Annotated in this window: 15 protein-coding genes and 1 pseudogene; 8 read left to right on the forward strand and 8 right to left on the reverse strand. The window is 60.3% G+C overall.

The annotated features are described in order from the left end of the window. From FN828_RS11475 to FN828_RS11485, 3 genes are read left to right on the forward strand one after another with little or no spacing between them, the layout of a single operon-like run. Positions 1 to 942, forward strand: coding sequence for an alpha-E domain-containing protein (locus FN828_RS11475; protein WP_142493621.1), 942 nt, complete (start codon positions 1 to 3; stop codon positions 940 to 942). 4 nt (positions 943 to 946) lie between these two features. Further along, on the forward strand, positions 947 to 1,762 hold the full coding sequence (locus FN828_RS11480) for a transglutaminase family protein (RefSeq protein WP_142493622.1): 816 nt from the start codon (positions 947 to 949) through the stop codon (positions 1,760 to 1,762). Positions 1,763 to 1,792: 30 nt separating this feature from the next. After that, a complete protein-coding gene (locus FN828_RS11485) occupies positions 1,793 to 2,533 on the forward strand; it encodes a proteasome-type protease (RefSeq protein WP_142493623.1) in 741 nt (246 codons plus the stop codon). 18 nt (positions 2,534 to 2,551) lie between these two features. On the opposite strand, the gene FN828_RS11490 is transcribed toward FN828_RS11485, so the two are convergent. From FN828_RS11490 to FN828_RS11510, 5 genes are read right to left on the reverse strand one after another with little or no spacing between them, the layout of a single operon-like run. Further along, a complete protein-coding gene (locus FN828_RS11490) occupies positions 2,552 to 3,238 on the reverse strand; it encodes an ABC transporter ATP-binding protein (RefSeq protein WP_142493624.1) in 687 nt (228 codons plus the stop codon). Continuing rightward, entirely contained in the window at positions 3,235 to 3,987 is a 753-nt protein-coding gene (locus FN828_RS11495) for an ABC transporter ATP-binding protein (RefSeq protein WP_142493625.1), read from the reverse strand. Before FN828_RS11495 ends, FN828_RS11490 begins: the two co-directional genes overlap by 4 nt. After that, complete coding sequence (locus FN828_RS11500) at positions 3,980 to 4,963, reverse strand: branched-chain amino acid ABC transporter permease (RefSeq protein WP_142493626.1); 984 nt, start codon at positions 4,961 to 4,963, stop codon at positions 3,980 to 3,982. Before FN828_RS11500 ends, FN828_RS11495 begins: the two co-directional genes overlap by 8 nt. Beyond that, positions 4,960 to 5,880: a branched-chain amino acid ABC transporter permease gene (locus FN828_RS11505; RefSeq protein ID WP_142493627.1), complete on the reverse strand. Its 921-nt coding sequence runs from the start codon at positions 5,878 to 5,880 to the stop codon at positions 4,960 to 4,962. The genes FN828_RS11500 and FN828_RS11505 overlap by 4 nt, the downstream gene beginning before the upstream one ends. Positions 5,881 to 5,932: 52 nt before the next feature. Continuing rightward, positions 5,933 to 7,075, reverse strand: a complete 1,143-nt coding sequence (locus tag FN828_RS11510) for an ABC transporter substrate-binding protein (protein ID WP_142493628.1) — start codon at positions 7,073 to 7,075, stop codon at positions 5,933 to 5,935. Between the two features lie 304 nt (positions 7,076 to 7,379). Here FN828_RS11510 and FN828_RS11515 point away from each other — a divergent pair, with 304 nt between their 5' ends. Further along, entirely contained in the window at positions 7,380 to 8,357 is a 978-nt protein-coding gene (locus tag FN828_RS11515) for an efflux RND transporter periplasmic adaptor subunit (protein WP_142493629.1), read from the forward strand. Beyond that, positions 8,350 to 11,562: an efflux RND transporter permease subunit gene (locus FN828_RS11520; RefSeq protein WP_142493630.1), complete on the forward strand. Its 3,213-nt coding sequence runs from the start codon at positions 8,350 to 8,352 to the stop codon at positions 11,560 to 11,562. Before FN828_RS11515 ends, FN828_RS11520 begins: the two co-directional genes overlap by 8 nt. Before the next feature lie 221 nt (positions 11,563 to 11,783). On the opposite strand, the gene FN828_RS11525 is transcribed toward FN828_RS11520, so the two are convergent. Together FN828_RS11525 and FN828_RS11530 are read right to left on the reverse strand one after the other, a co-directional pair. Next, positions 11,784 to 12,452, reverse strand: coding sequence for a DNA-3-methyladenine glycosylase I (locus FN828_RS11525; RefSeq protein WP_142493631.1), 669 nt, complete (start codon positions 12,450 to 12,452; stop codon positions 11,784 to 11,786). A 63-nt stretch (positions 12,453 to 12,515) separates the two neighbouring features. After that, positions 12,516 to 13,103: a riboflavin synthase gene (locus FN828_RS11530; protein ID WP_142493632.1), complete on the reverse strand. Its 588-nt coding sequence runs from the start codon at positions 13,101 to 13,103 to the stop codon at positions 12,516 to 12,518. A gap of 140 nt (positions 13,104 to 13,243) precedes the next feature. On the opposite strand from FN828_RS11530, the gene FN828_RS11535 reads away from it, so the two are divergent. From FN828_RS11535 to FN828_RS11545, 3 genes are all read left to right on the forward strand, one after another. Continuing rightward, positions 13,244 to 14,536 (forward strand): capsule biosynthesis protein, encoded by a 1,293-nt coding sequence (locus FN828_RS11535; protein WP_142493633.1) that lies wholly within the window; start codon positions 13,244 to 13,246, stop codon positions 14,534 to 14,536. Between the two features lie 92 nt (positions 14,537 to 14,628). Next, positions 14,629 to 15,765 (forward strand): polysaccharide biosynthesis/export family protein, encoded by a 1,137-nt coding sequence (locus FN828_RS11540; protein ID WP_235891464.1) that lies wholly within the window; start codon positions 14,629 to 14,631, stop codon positions 15,763 to 15,765. Between the two features lie 8 nt (positions 15,766 to 15,773). After that, entirely contained in the window at positions 15,774 to 17,780 is a 2,007-nt protein-coding gene (locus FN828_RS11545; RefSeq protein ID WP_235891465.1) for a capsular polysaccharide biosynthesis protein, read from the forward strand. Positions 17,781 to 17,967: 187 nt separating this feature from the next. Here the strand turns inward: FN828_RS11545 and FN828_RS11550 are convergent. Further along, positions 17,968 to 18,056: pseudogene (locus FN828_RS11550) on the reverse strand (IS5/IS1182 family transposase); the annotation flags it as partial.

Consider the following 18,056-nt stretch of genomic DNA (forward strand, 5'->3'; position numbering starts at 1 on the left):
ATGCTGGGAAAAACCGCTGGCGGCCTGTTTTGGATGTTCCGCTACCTTGAACGCTGCGAAAACACCGCCCGTCTGCTGGATGCGGGATGGCGGATTTCGCTGACCCGCTCGGGTGATACCTCCGGGGAATGGGAAAGCGTGATCAACACCGCCGGAATTCGCTTTCTGTATGATCAGAAATTCACCGATTTCGATGCTGGTCACGTCATCAACTTCTTGCTGCGCGATACCGATAACCCGTCTTCGGTGCTATCCGCGATTTCGCTGGCCCGCTCCAATGCGCGGCTGGTGCGCACGGCCCTGTCGTCCGAGGTATGGGAAGCCGTGAATGAATATTGGATGGCGATCAAGGCCGCGCTGGCCCGCCCCGTCACCGAAAAAACGCTGGCCCCGGTTCTGGCCGAGATCCGCAATCGTACCGCCATCGTGCGCGGAACGCTGCACGGCACCATGTTGCGCAATGACATTTACAACTTCTGCCGTCTGGGTACTTTTGTGGAACGCGCAGACAACACCGCCCGCATTCTGGACGTGAAATATTACGTGCTTCTGCCCTCGGCCTCTTTTGTTGGCTCGTCGATGGACAATACCCAATGGGAAAACATCCTGCGATCCGTGTCTGCCGAACGTGCCTTTAGCTGGCTGCACGGCGGCGATGTCACCGCATCGTCAATCGCGGATTTCCTGATCCTTGACCGGCGGATGCCCCGCAGTCTGGCCTTCTGCCACGCTAAGATTCTGGAAAATCTGGAACATCTGGAAAAAGACTATGGTCAGCGCCAGCCCAGTCAGGACATGGCCGAACGATGCACCGCCCGGTTCCGCAACCGCCGCGTCGCCGAAGTGTTCGAGGAAGGCCTGCACGAATTCCTTGAAACCGCGATCCATGACACCGCCATTCTGGCCAGTCAGATTGAAAAAGATTTCAAGTTCTACGGGTAACGCCATGCGTCTTTCTATCTCTCATGTCACGACCTACACCTACGACAGCCCCGATGCCTATGCGCTGCTGCAATTGCGGCTGAAACCGCGCGACGGTCACGGCCAGCATGTCCACGACTGGACCACCACCATCACCGGCGGCACCCAGCAACTGGGCTTTGATGATGAATACGGCAACCACGTGGATTTGATCCTTGTGGACCCGGACACCACCGAACTGACCATTGCATCGAAGGGCGTGGTCGAGATTGAAGATCGTGCCGGGGTGGTGGGTGAGCACAAAACCTTCACCCCGCTGTGGCTATACGAAGCCCCCACCCCGATGACGACACCCGGCAAATCGCTGCGCAAACTGGTGGCCGGGCTGAAACCCCTGCCCGACGAAACCGAACTGGCCCGCATTCACCGCCTGTCCGATGCCGTATCCAAACAGGTTGCTTATGAAACCGGGCACACCACCGCCGCCACCACCGCAGAAGAAGCCCTGACCGCAGGTCACGGCGTCTGTCAGGATCACGCCCATATCATGATCGCCGCCGCACGCCTGATGGGCCTGCCCGCGCGGTATATCTCGGGCTATTTGATGATGGATGACCGCGAAGATCAGGATGCCGCCCATGCCTGGGCCGAAATCTGGATCGACCGGCTGGGCTGGGTGGGGTTCGACGCCGCCAATGAAATCTGCCCAGATGCGCGCTATGTTCGCGTGGCGGTCGGGCGTGATTACCGCGATGCCGCCCCTGTGCATGGCATCCGGCAGGGGACCGGCAGTGAAGATCTTCATGTCGCCTTGAAAGTTCAGGCGCAGACTGATCAATAGGCCTGTCACTCGGGAATCGGACGAAAACAAATGACCTATTGCGTCGGGCTGTGCCTTAATCACGGGATGGTGTTTATGTCGGACACCCGCACCAATGCGGGCGTCGACAACATTTCGACCTTCAAGAAAATGTCGACATGGGACATTCCCGGTGAACGGTCCATCACGATCATGAGCGCGGGAAATCTGGCCACCACCCAAGCGGTGATCAGCATCCTTGAAGAACGATCAAAGGAAGTCGCGGATCGCGATCCCGATATTCTGTCAGCCAAGTCGATGTTTCAGGTTGCCACCCTTGTGGGCCGCACCCTGAAAGAGGTGATCGCCGCCAATGCGCAGGCCGGGCAACGCGCCGACAGTGCCTTTAATGCGACGCTGCTGGTGGGCGGTCAGGTTGGCGATGGCGAAATGCGCCTGTTCCTGATCTATCCCGAAGGCAACTTTATCGAAGCCGGGGCCGATACCCCGTTTTTCCAGATCGGCGAAACCAAATATGGCCGCCCGATCATCCTGCGCGCCTATGAACCGGACATGAGCTTTGAGGAGGCGATCAAGCTGCTTCTGGTCAGCTTCGATTCCACGATCAAGGCAAACCTGTCCGTCAGCCCGCCGCTGGATGTGCATGTCTATCGCAAGGACAGCCTGAAAACGGGCCGCACCTTCCGCATCAATGCGGATGACCCGTATTTCCAGACGATTTCAAACGGCTGGGGCGTTGCCCTGCGCGAGGCGTTTACCCGCCTGCCGGATTTCAGCTTCGACGATCACTGAACCGTCATACACCCACGCTCAGACGCCCAGATAGCGCCCGGCCAGTTCGGGCGTCAGCTTTGCCATGTCGTCGCTCCAGACGCTGCGCCCGCGTTCCAGAATAACGCCCCGGTCCGCAACCCCGGCCAATTCTTTCAGCGTTTTATCAACCACCAGAATAGACAGGCCGCTGTTTTGCTTCAGGTTTCGGATCGCGCCCCAGATTTCCTGCCGCACGACCGGGGCCAGCCCCTCGGTCGCCTCGTCCAAAATCAGCAAGCGCGGGTTCGTCATCAGCGCCCGCCCGATCGCCAACATCTGCTGTTCCCCCCCCGACAGCGAGGACGCAAGCTGTGACTGCCGTTCGTCCAGACGGGGAAACAGGTTGAAAACATTGCGCAAATCCCAATCACCGGGGCGGGCGGCGGCGGTCAGGTTTTCGATCACGGACAGCGGGGCAAAACATCGCCGCCCTTCGGGGACCAGCCCAATCCCCAACCGCGCCGCACGATGCGACGGAAGCCGCGCAAGGCTTTGATCTGCAAAGGTCATATCCCCCTGCGATGGCACCATCCGGCAAATGGCCTTGATGGTCGTGGTCTTGCCCATCCCGTTGCGCCCCATCAGCGCCACCACCTCGCCCTTGGCCACGGAAAGCGACACGCCAAACAACGCCTGTGACGCGCCATAGCGCACGGTCAGATCACGCACTGTCAGCAGGGTCATTGGTCTTCCTCCCCCAGATAGGCCTTTCTGACTTCGGGATTTTCCCGAATTTCCGCTGCGGTTCCCGTGGCAATGATCTGCCCATAGACCAGTACGGAAATCCGATCCGCCAGCGCAAAGACGGCATCCATGTCATGTTCCACCAACAGGATCGGCGCTTCGTCCCGTAACCCATCCAGAAACCCTGTCAGGCGTTTGGACCCGTCGGCCCCCAATCCGGCCATCGGTTCATCCATCAAAAACGCCTTGGGGCGCAGCGTCAGCGCCACTGCCACCTCTAGCAAGCGGCGCTGACCGTGTGACAATTCCCCGGTCACGGTTCCCGCCTGATCGGACAGGCCGACACGGTCCAAAGCCGCCTCTGCCGCGCTGCGCAGATCGTTGTCTTTCAGCACATTCCCAAAGAACCGGAACACGCCGCCCCGTGCGCCCAATGCCCCCAAAACCGCGTTTTGCAGCACTGTATATTCCATCGCCAGCGCCGAGATTTGAAACGTCCGCGCCAACCCCATCCGCGCCCGCGCCGCCGTGTCCAGCGCGGTGACATCCCGCCCCAGAAACTGAACGGTTCCCCGGTCTGGCCGCAATCCCCCCGCGATTTGTTTGATCAGGGTGGATTTCCCGGCCCCGTTCGGTCCGATCAGCGCGTGAATCTCACCCGGTCGCAGGTCCAGCGAAATATCCCGGCTGGCCTGTAACGCGCCGAAGCTTTTGCAAATATCGTGGGTAACAAGAACCGGATCAGTCATGTGTCACCTTTCGCCCGGCCAAGGTGCCAATCAGACCGCCCCGCGCGAACAGCACCACGCCCAGCAGCGTCAGCCCCAGAAACACCTGCCAATATTCGCTGATCCCGCCCAGCAGATGCTCCATCACGATAAACAGGGCCGCCCCCGCGACCGGGCCAAACAGGCGCGCCACCCCTCCCAGAATGACGAACACCATGATTTCCCCGCTCATATGCCAGCTAAACATGGTCGGGCTGACAAAACGGTTCAGATCAGCATAAAGCGCCCCCGCCAGCCCTGTCACCGCGCCGGAAATCACAAAGGCCACCAGCCGTAGCCGGAATGGTTCGATCCCGACGGTGCGCAGCCGGTCCTCGTTCTGGCGCGCGCCGGACAGGGCCAGACCAAAGGCCGATTTCGCCAGTCGGGATGACAGAAACAGAACAACAAAAAGAACCGCATAGCACAGCGCCAAAAACTGCGCCGGGTCCAGCGTATTCAGCCCCGGAAACCCATTTCTGACGTAGATCGACAGGCCATCCTCGCCGCCATAGGCGGGCCAGCTTATCGCGAAATAATATAGCATCTGACCAAAAGCCAAGGTGATCATGATGAAATACACCCCCGAGGTTCGCAGGCTTAGCACCCCGATCAACAACGCCGCCAGTGCGCTGGCCAGCACCGCCACCAGCCAGATCACCGGCATGGATTTCGTGCCTTCGATCAGCAGCGGCCATTCCATCATCGGCGTGTAATTCTGCGCGTGGCTGGCCAGAATGCCCATCGCATAGCCACCGATCCCGAAAAACGCCGCATGACCAAAGCTGACCAAACCGCCCAGCCCCAGCGCGATATTCAGCCCCACTCCGGCCAGCGCCAGAATGGCCACCTTTGTGGCCAGTGTGATGATAAACGGTTCGTCCGCCCAGATCGCCCACAGCGGGACCGCAATCAGGCCCAGCGCAATCAACAGATTGATGATCGTTTCCCGGTTCATGCGCGTACCCCGAACAGCCCCGAGGGACGCCAGATCAGCACCACCGCCATCAGGATATAAATCGCCATCGACGCCAATGATGCCCCAACGGTGGTCGCGGCAGACGGGTCCATGAAAAGGCCAAACAGTTGCGGCAGCAGCACCCCGCCCAAGGTTTCGGTCAGCCCCACCAGCAACGCGCCGATAAACGCCCCCTTGATGGACCCGATCCCGCCGATCACGATCACCACAAAGGCAAGGATCAGCACGGGTTCGCCCATGCCCACCTGTACGGATTGAATCGCCCCCACCAAAGCGCCCGCCAGCCCGGCCAGCGCCGCGCCAAGGGCAAACACCATCGTGTAAAGCTTTGATATATCAACGCCAAGCGCGGCAATCATTTCACGATCCGCCTCGCCTGCACGGATGCGGATGCCCAGCCGCGTGCGGGAAATCAGGCCAAACAGCCCCGCCGCCACCGCCAGCCCCACAACGATGATCGCCAGACGGTACAGCGGATATTGTATCCCCCCCGGCAGCGTCACAGAGCCAGACAGCCAATCGGGAACGTCCAGATACAGCGGAAATGACCCAAACAGCCAGCGCGTGCCTTCGGACAGGATCAGGATCAGGGCAAAGGTCGCCAAGACCTGATCCAGGTGGTCCCGTTCGTACAGGCGCCGGATCACCAACATTTCAATCAATGCCCCTGCCGCCGCCGCAGCGGCCAAGGCCGCCACCAGCGCCACCACAAAAGACCCGGTTGCCGCAGCAGCCCCCGCCGCCGCAAAAGCGCCGACCATATACAGCGACCCATGCGCCAGATTGATCAGCCCCATGACGCCAAACACCAGCGTCAGCCCGGCGGCCATCAGAAACAGCATCACACCCGATTGCAGACCGTTCAGGATCTGCTCGATCAACAATAGTGCGCTCATGAAACCTTTGCCCCCGGTCGGACTGGCCCCGGATTACCGGGGCCATCCGGTTTTACATCTTGCACGCGTCCACATAGGCGTTCGCGTGATCCGTCATTGCCGTATCCACGATCTTGTTGGTGATCACGTCGCCTTCCATCACGACTTCGCGAACATAGATGTCCTGAATGGGATGGTTGTTCGATGCAAAGGAAAACTTACCCCGCACGCTTGGGAAATCCGCCTCTTTCAGCGCGGCGCGGAACGCATCCGCATCCTTTACATCGGCCTTGTTCATGGCCGAAATCAGCAGGTTCGCCGTATCGAACCCCTGTGCTGCGTAAAGCGAGGGCAAACGGCCATATTCAGCCTGAAACCCGTCAACAAAGGCCTTGTTCGCGGCGTTGTCGATGTCCTTGGACCACTGGCTTGTGTTTTTCACACCCAGCGCCGCCTGACCGACAGCGCCCAAAATCCCCTGATCAAAGCTGAACGCCGGGCCAACCACGGGCAGGTTCACACCGCTGTCCGCGTATTGCTTCATAAAGGAAATCCCCATCCCGCCGGGCAGGAAGAAGAACACGCTATCCGCCCCCGAGGCCCGGATTTGCGCAATCTCAGCCGCGTAATCGGTCTGGCCTAGCTTGGTATACACCTCGCCCGCCAGTTCGCCGGTATAGAAACGCTTCATCCCGGTCAGCGAATCCTTCCCGGCCGGATAGTTGGGCGCAAGAATAAAGGGTTTCTTGAAGCCAGCCTTTGCCAGATAAGCCCCAGCCGCTTCGTGCAGGTTGTCGTTTTGATAGGACACCGAAAAATAGTTGGGATTGCACCCCTTGCCCGCCAAGGCAGACGGGGCCGCATTCACCGACAAATAGAATTTGCCCTGCGCCACCGCCGCAGGCACCACCGCCATCGCAAGGTTGGACCAGATGATCCCGGTCAGCACGTCAACCTTTTCGGACTGGATCATCTTATCCGCCAGTTGCACCGCGATTTCGGGCTTGCGCTGGTCGTCTTCGATCACGACGTCCAGATCATCGCGCCCGGCCAGTTTGACCGCCAGCATGAACCCGTCCCGTGCGTCGATGCCCAGACCGGCACCCCCGCCCGACAGCGTGGTAATCATCCCCACCTTGACCCCTTCGGCCCATGCCGCTGGCATCCCGGCCAGCATGGTGGCGGCGGCCAGTGCGGCCAGTTTCGTCATCTTCATCCCTATCCCTCCGGGTTGGTTTTGTTCAATCCGCGCAACAATGCCCCGAAGATCGCGCAGGTAAAAGGCCCAGATGCGCACCGCACCGGATTTTCCCTTATCTTTCTGGCGCATCACCCCAGACGTATGGCCGAAAATATCTAATTCGCGTCATGGTAGGGGTTTATGCGCGGCTCGAATCCCGCAAGAATAGCGAAAAAGAAAACCACGCCACGCGCTTCGCTCTTGAAATTCTGCTTGGATCATCATATTCCGCATTCAGAATATGAATACAGTGGCACACCGCGCCGAAAGGATTCCGCACATGAAACGCCTGCTGACCACATTGGCCCTTGGTTTGTTGCCTATGGCCGCCTTGGCTGAAACCTCAACCGTTTTGCAGCCTACCCCCCTGACTGAATGGAAAGCAGTCTATGGCCGGATCGAAGCACGCGACCGTGTTCCCGCCCGCGTCCGTCTGGGCGGCACGCTGACAGAATTATCCGTCACCGAAGGGGATCTCGTCAAAGCCGGACAGGCCTTGGCAGTGATCGTGGATGAAAAGCTGAATTTTCAGCTGAGCGCCATTGATGCACAGCTTTTGTCGCTGAAATCCCAGTTGGAAAACGCCAACACCGAATTGAAACGCGGCGAAGAATTGCTGGCCCGTGGCGTCACCACGGTGCAACGGCTGGACGCCCTGCGCACTCAGGTGGATGTGCTGGAAGGCCAGATTGAAGCCACCCAAGCCAACCGCCGCGTGGTAGAACAACAAGCCGCCGAAGGCACCGTTCTGGCCCCGACCGCCGGTCGTGTGCTGGATGTGCCCGTCACGAAAGGCGCGGTTCTGATGCCGGGCGAAGTTGTCGCCACCATCGGCGGCGGCGGGTTCTTCCTGCGGTTGGCAATACCGGAACGCCACGCCACATCCCTGCAACAAGGGGCCGGGATTGAAATTGAAACCGGCGCTCAGGATGCCAAGGGAACCTTGGCCCGGATCTATCCCCAAATCGAAAATGGCCGCGTTATCGCCGATGTCGAGGTTCCCGGCCTGTCCGATGCCTTTGTCGATGCGCGTGTTCTGGTTCGCATTCCCGTTGGCAGCCGCGATGCGCTGCTGATCCCACAAGAGGCGCTACTGACCCGTTCAGGGCTGGATTTCGTCGCTGTGAAACAGGGCGGTGAAACCGTGCTGCGTGCTGTAGTGCCGGGCAACGCCCATAATGGCGATGTCGAAATCCTGACCGGGCTGAACGCGGGCGACACCGTCGTGACCGGCTATGAAGGGGCGGGCCATGAGTAACCACAGCCCAGCAAAACTGGGGATCGCGGGCGGGCTGACGCGCGCCTTTATCAAATCCCCCCTGACACCGCTGTTCATCATTGCCGCGCTGGCGGTGGGGATCGTGGCACTGATCAGCCTCCCGCGCGAGGAAGAGCCGCAGATTTCCGTTCCACTGGTGGACATCCACATTCAGGCCCCCGGCCTGAAAGCCCCCGATGCGGTGAAACTGGTCACAGAACCGATGGAAACCATCGTCAAGGGCATCAACGGGGTGGAACATGTGTATTCCCAGACCTCGGATGATTACGCGATGGTTACGGCCCGCTTTATCGTCGGCACCTCGGCCGATGCGGCCATCCTGCGTGTGCATGATAAGGTTCGCGCCAATCTGGACCGGATGCCGGTTGGCATAGATGAGCCGCTGATCGTGGGGCGCGGGATTGATGACGTGGCGATTGTATCGCTGACCCTGTCGCCCAAACCCGGCTATGGGACCGTCACCGCCAACGACCTGACCCGCATCGCCCGCGAATTGCGCGCCGAAGTGGCGAAAATCGGCGATGTGGGCCTGTCCTACATCGTCGGCGAAGCGCCCGAGGCGATCCGGATCAACCCCGATCCCGACCGGCTGGCGCTGTATGGCGTGACCCTGCAACAACTGGCGGGCAAGGTCCAAAGCGCCAACCGCTCCCTGAACACCGGGGCATTGCGGGACGGCGGCCAGATGATTGATCTGGTCGCAGGCGAAACCCTGACCAGCCCCGCCGAAATCGCCAGCCTTCTGCTGACCACCCGCGACGGGCGGCCTGTCTATGTGGGGGATGTGGCGGATGTGGAATTCGTATCCAACACCGCCGATCAGATCGTGGCGAATGTCACGAAAGACGGCGATCAGATCACCCGCACCCCCGCTGTCACGCTGGCCGTCGCCAAACGCGCCGGGGCCAATGCCGTGGTCGTAGCCGAGGAAATCCTGCACAAGGTCCATCTGGCCGAGGGGCGGATCATCCCGGATTCCGTTGCCGTGGAAATCACCCGCGATTATGGCGAAACCGCCAATGAAAAAGCCAACGAACTGCTGTTCCATCTGGGGCTGGCGACCGTGTCCATCATCGGGCTGGTGCTGCTGGCGATTGGCTGGCGCGAATCCATCGTGGTTGCCATCGTGATCCCGGTGACGATCCTGCTGACGCTGTTTGCCGCGTGGATCATGGGCTATACGCTGAACCGGGTGTCGCTGTTCGCGCTGATCTTTTCCATCGGGATTCTGGTGGATGACGCCATCGTGGTCATTGAAAACATCGCCCGCCACTGGGGCATGAAAGACGGGCGCGACCGCAAACAAGCTGCCATCGACGCCGTGGCCGAGGTGGGCAACCCCACCATCGTTGCCACGCTGACCGTGGTGGCCGCGCTGTTGCCGATGCTATTCGTATCCGGGCTGATGGGGCCGTATATGTCCCCCATCCCGTCGAACGCATCTGCGGCGATGATCTTTTCCTTCTTTGTCGCCGTGATGATCACGCCTTGGCTGATGCTGAAAATCGCGGGTAAGGCCCCGCTGCACGGGCATGGCGACAGCGGCGGTGGACATGGGCATGACGGGGGTATTCTGGGCCGCATCTATGCCGCCATCGCCCGCCCGGTTCTGAAATCCAAGGGCATCAGCCTGGCCTTTCTGCTGATCACGGCGGCGCTGTCTTTTGGGTCGCTTGGGGCGCTTTACACCAAGGACGTGACGGTGAAGCTGCTGCCATTTGACAACAAATCAGAACTGGCCGTAGTCATCGACATGCCCGAGGGGTCCTCGGTCGAAGCCACCGATGCCGTGGCGCAGGCCGTCGCCCGCAAGGTGATGGACCTCCCCGAGGTGATTTCCGCCCAAACCCACGCCGGATCGGCAGCGCCGTTCAACTTCAACGGTCTGGTACGGCATTACTATATGCGCGAACGCCCCTATATGGGGGATGTGCAGATCAACCTGACACCGAAAACGGATCGGGATCGGTCCAGTCACGATCTGGCGCTGATCATTCGTGACATGATCAGCGAACTGGATGTGCCTGCGGGAACCAGCATGAAAACGGTTGAACCTCCGCCCGGCCCGCCGGTGATTGCAACCCTGCTGGCCGAAGTCTACGGACCCACCCCCGAAGCACGGCGCGATGCGGCCACCAAAATCCGCAAAGCCTTTGAAAGCGTGCCGTATGTGGTGGATGTGGATGACAGCTTTGGCATTCAGGCCCGCCGCCTGCGCGCCACGGTCAACACCGACAATCTGGAATTCTTTCAGGTTCAGGAAGCGGATGTATTCGACACGATTGCCATCCTGAATCATGGCGCCACTGTCGGATATTCCCACCGGGGCGAAGGCCGCCATCCGATCCCGATCACCGTGGAACGGCCCAAGGGCGAACGGGTGATGGATGAAACATTCCTGACCACACCAATCCCGGCCAATGTCCTGCCCGGCGCGCGCGGCGTGGTGGAACTGGGTGACGTGATCGAGGTGAGCGAGGAAAAAGCCAGCTTCCCCATCTTCCGCCACAATGGCCGCTTTACCGAAATGGTGACGGCGGAATTGGCGGGCGATTTCGAAGCGCCGCTGTATGGCATGATCGACGTGGCCGCCGCGCTGGACAACATGGACTGGGCCGAAGGCACCAAGCCCGAAGTCAGCTTCTACGGCCAACCCGAGGACGAAAGCAAAACCACCCTGCTGTGGGACGGTGAATGGGAAGTCACCTATGTCACCTTCCGCGACATGGGCGCGGCCTTTGGTGTGGCGCTGCTGGGGATTTACATCCTTGTGGTGGCCCAGTTTGGCAGCTTCCGCCTGCCGCTGGTGATCCTGACGCCGATCCCGCTGACCTTCCTTGGCATCATCTTTGGCCACTGGCTGTTCGGCGCGCCGTTTTCGGCCACGTCAATGATCGGGTTTATCGCGCTGGCGGGGATCATCGTGCGCAACTCGATCCTGCTGGTGGATTTCATCCGCCACGCCGACGAAAGCCGGGGCAAGGTGCAGGTGTTGATCGACGCGGGCGCAATCCGGTTCAAACCGATCCTGCTAACCGCCATCGCCGCCATGATCGGCGCGGTCGTGATCCTTGCTGACCCGATTTTCCAAGGGCTGGCGATTTCACTTCTGTTTGGTCTGCTGACGTCAACCTTGCTGACGGTGCTGGTGATACCGGCGATTTACCGGGTATTCAAAACCTGACAGCCCGCCACCTGAAACGCGAAAGGCACCCTGCGGGGTGCCTTTTTTATGTGCCGCCGCTGCGTCGGGACATGAGTATTTTTGGTAAGATGAATTCAAGGCGCAGCCCCCTACCCCACGCGTTAACCTTAACCGACGGTCATGTTAACGCGGCCCGCCTGTTTCATCTTGCTACAAATACTCGAAATCCTGCCTGCGCCACGAACGCAGGGGCCAGCGGTTCAATCCACGCTGAGCGCCAGAACCTGACTGATCTGCGTCATGGGGCGACCGCTTTGGGCGTGCCACTGGTTGAACGCGTCCTGCACCGCTGCCAAAGCGGTTTTGGAACTGGGCGTTTTATCGATCACGCCTTCTTCGATCAACCGTTTGACCACATCCTTGGACAGTACATACGCATCCCAGCCCATCGCCCGCAGCACGCGCTGCGCCGTGTTGCCGCCCAGATGCGCCCCGCGTTTACCCAGCAGCGCCACCAGATCAACCTGTTCGGTCACGGGCCAATGCGCCAGATAGCCGCTGACATCGCTGGTTTCGGCCTGCAAATCCCGCAGCATCCGCGCGTTGGTGATGACTGATTGCACCTTGGCCCCGTTGCGGACGATCCTTTGGTCTGCCAGCAGCTGGTCCAGATCTTCGTCATGGTAAAACGCCACGCGATCCACATCGAACCCGTCAAAGGCCGCCTGAAAGCCGGGCCATTTCGCCTCGATCACTTTCCAGCTAAACCCGGCCTGAAACACCGCGCGGGCCATTTCCTGCAACCAGTCTGCGGCCGGTCGCGCGGCCAGTTCCCCGACCGGCCGGGGGTGCTTCAGCATCCCCTCCAGCGTTGCGGTGCCGCCTTTGCGCTTTGCTGCAAGGGCGAAAATATCGTCAAAACTGCGCATCTGATCCCCCGTAAAACCGAAGCTCAGGATGCGCCAGCCCGGCCCATTCTGCCAAGTGCTATTTCAGCCAAAATCCCGCAGCCGCGCCACATACCGGGCCAGCGTGTCGATTTCCAGATTGATCCGATCACCCAGTGCCACCCCGCCCCAAGTGGTCATTTCCTTGGTATGCGGAATGAAATTGATGCCGAAATCGCATCCATTCACCTCGTTCACCGTCAGCGATGTGCCGTTCAGCGCAACCGATCCCTTGGGCGCGATAAACCGGGCCAATGCTTCGGGCGCGCGCAGGGTGACGCGGGTGCTATCGCCTTCGTCACGGATGTCCACGACCTGCGCCACACCATCGACATGACCAGACACGATATGCCCGCCCAGTTCATCCCCAACCTTCAGCGCCCGTTCCAGATTGACCCGGCGGCCCACCGCCCAATCGCCCAGATTGGTCTTGGATACGGTTTCCGCAGAAATTTCCACGTCATACCAATCAGCGCCTTTTTCGATCACGGTCAGGCACACGCCATCGCTGGCAATCGACGCCCCCAGATCGACGCCGTTCATATCATACCGCGTCCCGATCCGCGCCCGCAGATCGCCGCGTTGTTCCAGTTCCAGAACTTCGCCAATATCGGTGATGATGCCGGTAAACATGTGCCGCCCCCTAATCAAAGCTGTTGCCAATCCCTAGCCCCCCGACACCAAACTGGCAAGGGCAGGTCCAAAGGGACTTATTTTTGCCCAGCTTTCCGGCTAAGCACGTTGTCACAAATCGAGCGTAACAAGTAAAAAACATGCAAGGCGAAACCACTCATAACCGGGTCTTTCTGTTCCTTCAGGGACCGCATGGACCGTTTTTTTACCAGTTGGGGCAAATGCTGCAACGGGCCGGGGCCGCCGTTTGGCGCGTGGGGTTCAACGCCGGGGACCGCGCGTTCTGGTTCGGCGGTCAGGGCTATATCCCCTATGATGGCACCCCCGAAGATTGGCCGGATCGGTTTGCCCAACTGATCGCGGAAAAACACGTCACTGATATCGTTCTGTACGGCGACACACGCGCTATCCACGCGCAGGCCGTGGCCTATGCCCGTGAAAACAACATCACCGTCCATGTTTTCGAAGAAGGCTATCTGCGCCCCTTCTGGGTCACTTATGAACGCGGCGGCACCAACGGCCATTCCCGCCTGATGGACATGAGCGTGGATGACATGCGGTCTGCGCTGGAACAATACGACCCCGACACCCCGATGCCCCCGGCCCGCTGGGGGGATATGCGGCAGCATGTGTTTTACGGGGCGCTGTACCATTGGTTCGTCATGTTCCGAAACGGGGATTACCCACGGTTTCGCACCCACCGGGATTTATCGGTTCGGCGTGAATTTCAGCTTTACCTGAAACGTCTGCTCTTGATGCCCGCGCAAGCGGTAGAACGCGGGCTGGCGACGCTGCGCATCCGCAACGGCGGCTTTCCCTATCATCTGGTGTTGCTGCAACTGGAACATGACAGTTCCTTTCAGATGCATTCGCCATTCAACACGATGACCGAATTTCTGGAACTGGTGCTGCGTGGCTTTGCCGAAGGGGCACCGCGCCATCATCATCTGGTGATCAAGGCGCATCCGCTGGAAAATGGCCAATACCCGCTGCACCGCGAAATCCGCCGCGTCGCCCGCGATTTGGGCGTGAATGACCGGGTGCATTTCGTGCGCGGGGGGAAACTGGCCCGTTTGCTGAACGACGCCCGCAGCGCCGTAACGGTCAACTCCACCGCCGCGCAACAGGTGCTGTGGCGTGGCATTCCCCTAAAGGCGTTCGGGGCTGCGGTTTATGACAAGCCAGAATTTGTATCCACGCAACCGCTGCCGGAATTTTTCGCCCGCGCCAGCCGCCCCGATCTGTCAGCCTACCGCGATTATCGCCGGTATTTGCTGGAAACCAGTCAGATCGCCGGGGGCTTTTATTCCGCCCGCGCCCGCCGCCAGTTGCTGCGGCAGGTGGTCGATATGATGCTGGCGCCGGAAGATCCCTATGACGCGCTAAAGGCGGGAACAGCGGCCCCAAGGCAACAGTTGCGTCTCGTAAGGTAAAAGACACAACCTGTAGCGCTGGATTTTTCTGTCCAATTCCGGTAGGTTGACCACAATAATTGAGGCAAAAATCAGGTCGAGGAGACCAAGCAGTGAATTCCCATGCGACTCGCCGGGCGAAATCTGTCGCCCTTTTGGCTATTGTGGCTGTGGTGGCCGCCTGCGGCCTGCCGCGCTCTGGCCCCACCAAACGCGAAATTTATGCCGGTTCTGTTCAACGCGAAGGGGACGCCTTTGTTGTTGCGGTGAATGATCGGGTGACACGGGCAACATCGGTCGTACCTGCACTTGGGTTTTCCGACAGCTTCACCCGCGCCGGGCAACTGGGATCGGATATTATCCGCCCCGGTGACACGCTGGGCCTGACCATCTGGGAAAACGTCGAAGACGGATTGTTGGCCGGGGCCGCCGCCAATTCCACCTCGCTAGAAGAGGTGCAGGTGGACGGATCGGGGTTTATCTTCGTTCCCTATGCCGGGCGCATTCGTGCAGCGGGTAATTCACCCGAAGCCCTGCGCCGCATCATCACCAAAAAGCTGGAAGACCAGACACCCGACCCACAGGTTCAGGTGCGCCGCATGGCAGGGGATGGGGCGACCGTATCTTTGGTCGGCTCTATCGGCTCGCAGGGGGTGTTTGCCATCGAACGCCCCACCCGGACGCTGGCCACGATGCTGGCCCGCGCGGGCGGTGTGACGATTGAACCCGATATTGCCCAGATCACCGTTATTCGTGGCAACACGCGTGGCCGGATCTGGCTTCAGGATTTGTATGAACACCCCGAACTGGATATCGCGCTGCGCGGCGGCGATCGTATTCTGGTCGAGGGCGACACCCGTTCCTTTACCGCGCTTGGGGCCACCGGATCGCAAAGCCGTGTGAATTTCGAAAGCCAATCCTTGTCCGCAATCGAAGCCATCGCACAGGTTGGCGGGCTGGTTCCGACCGCATCGGACCCGACCGGGGTTTTCGTGTTCCGCAATGAACCCGCAGAAATCACCAATCAGGTGTTGGGCCGGAACGATCTGGTTGGGGAACAGCGCGTGGTCTATGTGCTGGACCTGACCAAACCCAATGGCATGTTCATGGCCCGCGATTTCGCGGTACGTGATGGCGATACGCTATACGTCACCGAAGCGCCGTTTACGCAATGGGACAAAACGATTGCCGCCACATTCGGATCGCTGAATACCGTGGGGTCAATTCAGTCTTTGGGGTCCGGGGGCTAAGGCTCTTGGTGCCAACCCAGCCGATTGCACAAACAGCCGCCGCGCCCAAAACGGCGCGGCGGCTTGCCTATTTCAACGCCGGGTTCCTGACCCAATCGCGTATTCGCCGTATATTGTCCTTGGCTGGGTACGAGCTGCACCTGTTCAAACCCGGCGCGAACGATCTGATCGGTGTTTGGGGTCACACCAAATACGCCGCGCGGGGCGAAGCCGTCGCCCATGAAACCGGCGCGGAAATCGTGCGGATCGAAGATGCGTTTTTACGCTCGTTGCATCCCGGTCGCGCGGGGGAACCACCCATCGGGCTGTTGATCGACCGCAAGGGAATGCACTACGACCCGGCCCAGCCATCGGAACTGGAACACCTGCTGGCCACCGATCCGCTGGACGACGCCCATCTGCTGAACCGCGCCCGCGCCTGTATCGAACGCCTGCGCGAAGCAGACCTGACCAAATATTCCGCCCACGCCCCCGATGCCCCCCTGCCCGATCCCGGCTATGTTTTGGTCGTAGACCAGACCAAGGGCGATGCCAGCGTGACCAAGGGCGGCGCAGATGCCAACGCCTTTCGCGAAATGCTGTACTACGCGCAAGAACAAAACCCCGGCGCGCGGATCGTCATCAAAACCCACCCCGAAACCACCCAAGGCTTTCGCCCCGGCTATTTCACGGAATCCGACATTGGTCCCCATATTGAAATTTGCGACAGCCCCGTTAGCCCGTGGGCATTGCTGAACGGCGCAACCGCTGTTTATACCGTGTCGTCCCAACTGGGGTTCGAGGCGATTTTGGCGGGCCACCGCCCCCACGTCTTTGGCCGCCCTTTCTATGCCGGTTGGGGGCTGACGCAGGATTTCCACCACATCCCCCGCAGAAACCGCCCGCTGACTCGCGCCCAGCTTTTTGCCGCCGCGATGATCCTGTATCCGGTCTGGTACGATCCCTACCGGGATTGCCTGTGTGAACTGGAAGATGTCATCGACGGGCTGGAGGCCCGCACCCGCGCATGGCGCGAAGATCGTCAGGGCTGGCAGGCCGCCGGGATGCGCCTGTGGAAACGTAAACCGCTGAACGGCTTTTTCGGGTCGGTCAGGGCCATGCGGTTTTCCGATGCCCCCCCAAAAGACGGGCGCAAACACATGGTCTGGGCCGGAAAATCCGATCTGGCCCCCGCCGCGATCCGTATCGAGGACGGGTTCTTACGCTCCCGTGGCTTGGGGGCGGACCTGGTTCCGCCGCTCAGTCTGGTCTGCGACGATCTGGGCATTTACTATGATCCAAGCCGCGAAAGCCGCCTTGACCGCCTGATTGCCAGCCGCGCCACGCTGCGCGGGGATCAGGCGGATCGCGTCCGTGATCTGATTGAAACCATCACCGCACGCGGCCTCAGTAAATATAATCTTGGGGGCGACATGCCTCCGTTACCCTCGGGTCGGCGCATTCTGGTCCCCGGACAGGTCGAAGATGACGCCTCGATCCGGCTGGGCGCGGGGACAATCCGCACCAATCGCGCCCTGCTAGAGGCTGCCCGCGCGGCCAATCCCGACGCCGTGATCCTGTACAAACCCCACCCCGATGTCGAAGCAGGCCTGCGCCCCGGTGCCTGCGATGCCAACGATCTGGCCGATATAATCCTGCCGCATACCGACCCCACGGCGCTGCTGTCACAGGTGGACGAAGTCTGGACCATAACTTCGACCCTTGGATTCGAGGCGCTTTTGCGCGGGGTAAAAGTAACAACGCTCGGCGCGCCCTTTTACGCCGGATGGGGGCTGACGCGCGATCTGGGGCCGGTTCCGCCCCATCGTCAGGTTCACGTCCCTCTCGAAGGCTTGGTTCACGCCGCTCTGGTCGATTATCCGCGCTATCACGATCCGGTCACAAACCTGCCCTGCCCGGTCGAGGTGATCGTGGACCGCCTGTCCGGCGATACCCCCCTGCCCCAAAGCCCCGCATTGCGCGGCTTGGCCAAACTACAAGGACTGTTCGCCGGTTGCGCCCATTTGTGGCGATAACACATCCCGCAAGAACAGCCGCGATTGCCCAGCTCCGCCGCCGGGATCGGCATTTGAAACAGATCGGCGGTTCAGAATTCAAGGCCCAGCCGCACCCTGCCAAATGCTCTGCCAAATGCTCTGCCGATGGCCCGCCAATGGCTGTGAAATCCATTTCCCCATGCTATAGGCTGGCTAGGCTCAGGACTCATAACCAAAACATGACTGTTGCGGCGAGAGCGATGGCCGAGAGGAAGACTTCGGGGCAGCGGTCATATCGGGTGGCGACCCGCCGCC

Source organism: Thalassovita litoralis (assembly GCF_900182725.1).
GTDB lineage: Bacteria > Pseudomonadota > Alphaproteobacteria > Rhodobacterales > Rhodobacteraceae > Thalassobius > Thalassobius litoralis.

Excerpts from the sequence above, each read along its gene's own strand:
- FN828_RS11515 (WP_142493629.1), top strand. The coding sequence starts at position 7,380 with ATGAAACGCCTGCTGACCACATTGGCCCTTGGTTTGTTGCCTATGGCC.
- FN828_RS11485 (WP_142493623.1), top strand. The coding sequence starts at position 1,793 with ATGACCTATTGCGTCGGGCTGTGCCTTAATCACGGGATGGTGTTTATG.
- FN828_RS11525 (WP_142493631.1), bottom strand. The coding sequence starts at position 12,452 with ATGCGCAGTTTTGACGATATTTTCGCCCTTGCAGCAAAGCGCAAAGGC.
- FN828_RS11510 (WP_142493628.1), bottom strand. The coding sequence starts at position 7,075 with ATGAAGATGACGAAACTGGCCGCACTGGCCGCCGCCACCATGCTGGCC.
- FN828_RS11505 (WP_142493627.1), bottom strand. The coding sequence starts at position 5,880 with ATGAGCGCACTATTGTTGATCGAGCAGATCCTGAACGGTCTGCAATCG.
- FN828_RS11530 (WP_142493632.1), bottom strand. The coding sequence starts at position 13,103 with ATGTTTACCGGCATCATCACCGATATTGGCGAAGTTCTGGAACTGGAA.
- FN828_RS11500 (WP_142493626.1), bottom strand. The coding sequence starts at position 4,963 with ATGAACCGGGAAACGATCATCAATCTGTTGATTGCGCTGGGCCTGATT.
- FN828_RS11520 (WP_142493630.1), top strand. The coding sequence starts at position 8,350 with ATGAGTAACCACAGCCCAGCAAAACTGGGGATCGCGGGCGGGCTGACG.
- FN828_RS11480 (WP_142493622.1), top strand. The coding sequence starts at position 947 with ATGCGTCTTTCTATCTCTCATGTCACGACCTACACCTACGACAGCCCC.
- FN828_RS11490 (WP_142493624.1), bottom strand. The coding sequence starts at position 3,238 with ATGACCCTGCTGACAGTGCGTGATCTGACCGTGCGCTATGGCGCGTCA.
- FN828_RS11495 (WP_142493625.1), bottom strand. The coding sequence starts at position 3,987 with ATGACTGATCCGGTTCTTGTTACCCACGATATTTGCAAAAGCTTCGGC.
- FN828_RS11475 (WP_142493621.1), top strand. The coding sequence starts at position 1 with ATGCTGGGAAAAACCGCTGGCGGCCTGTTTTGGATGTTCCGCTACCTT.
- FN828_RS11535 (WP_142493633.1), top strand. The coding sequence starts at position 13,244 with ATGCAAGGCGAAACCACTCATAACCGGGTCTTTCTGTTCCTTCAGGGA.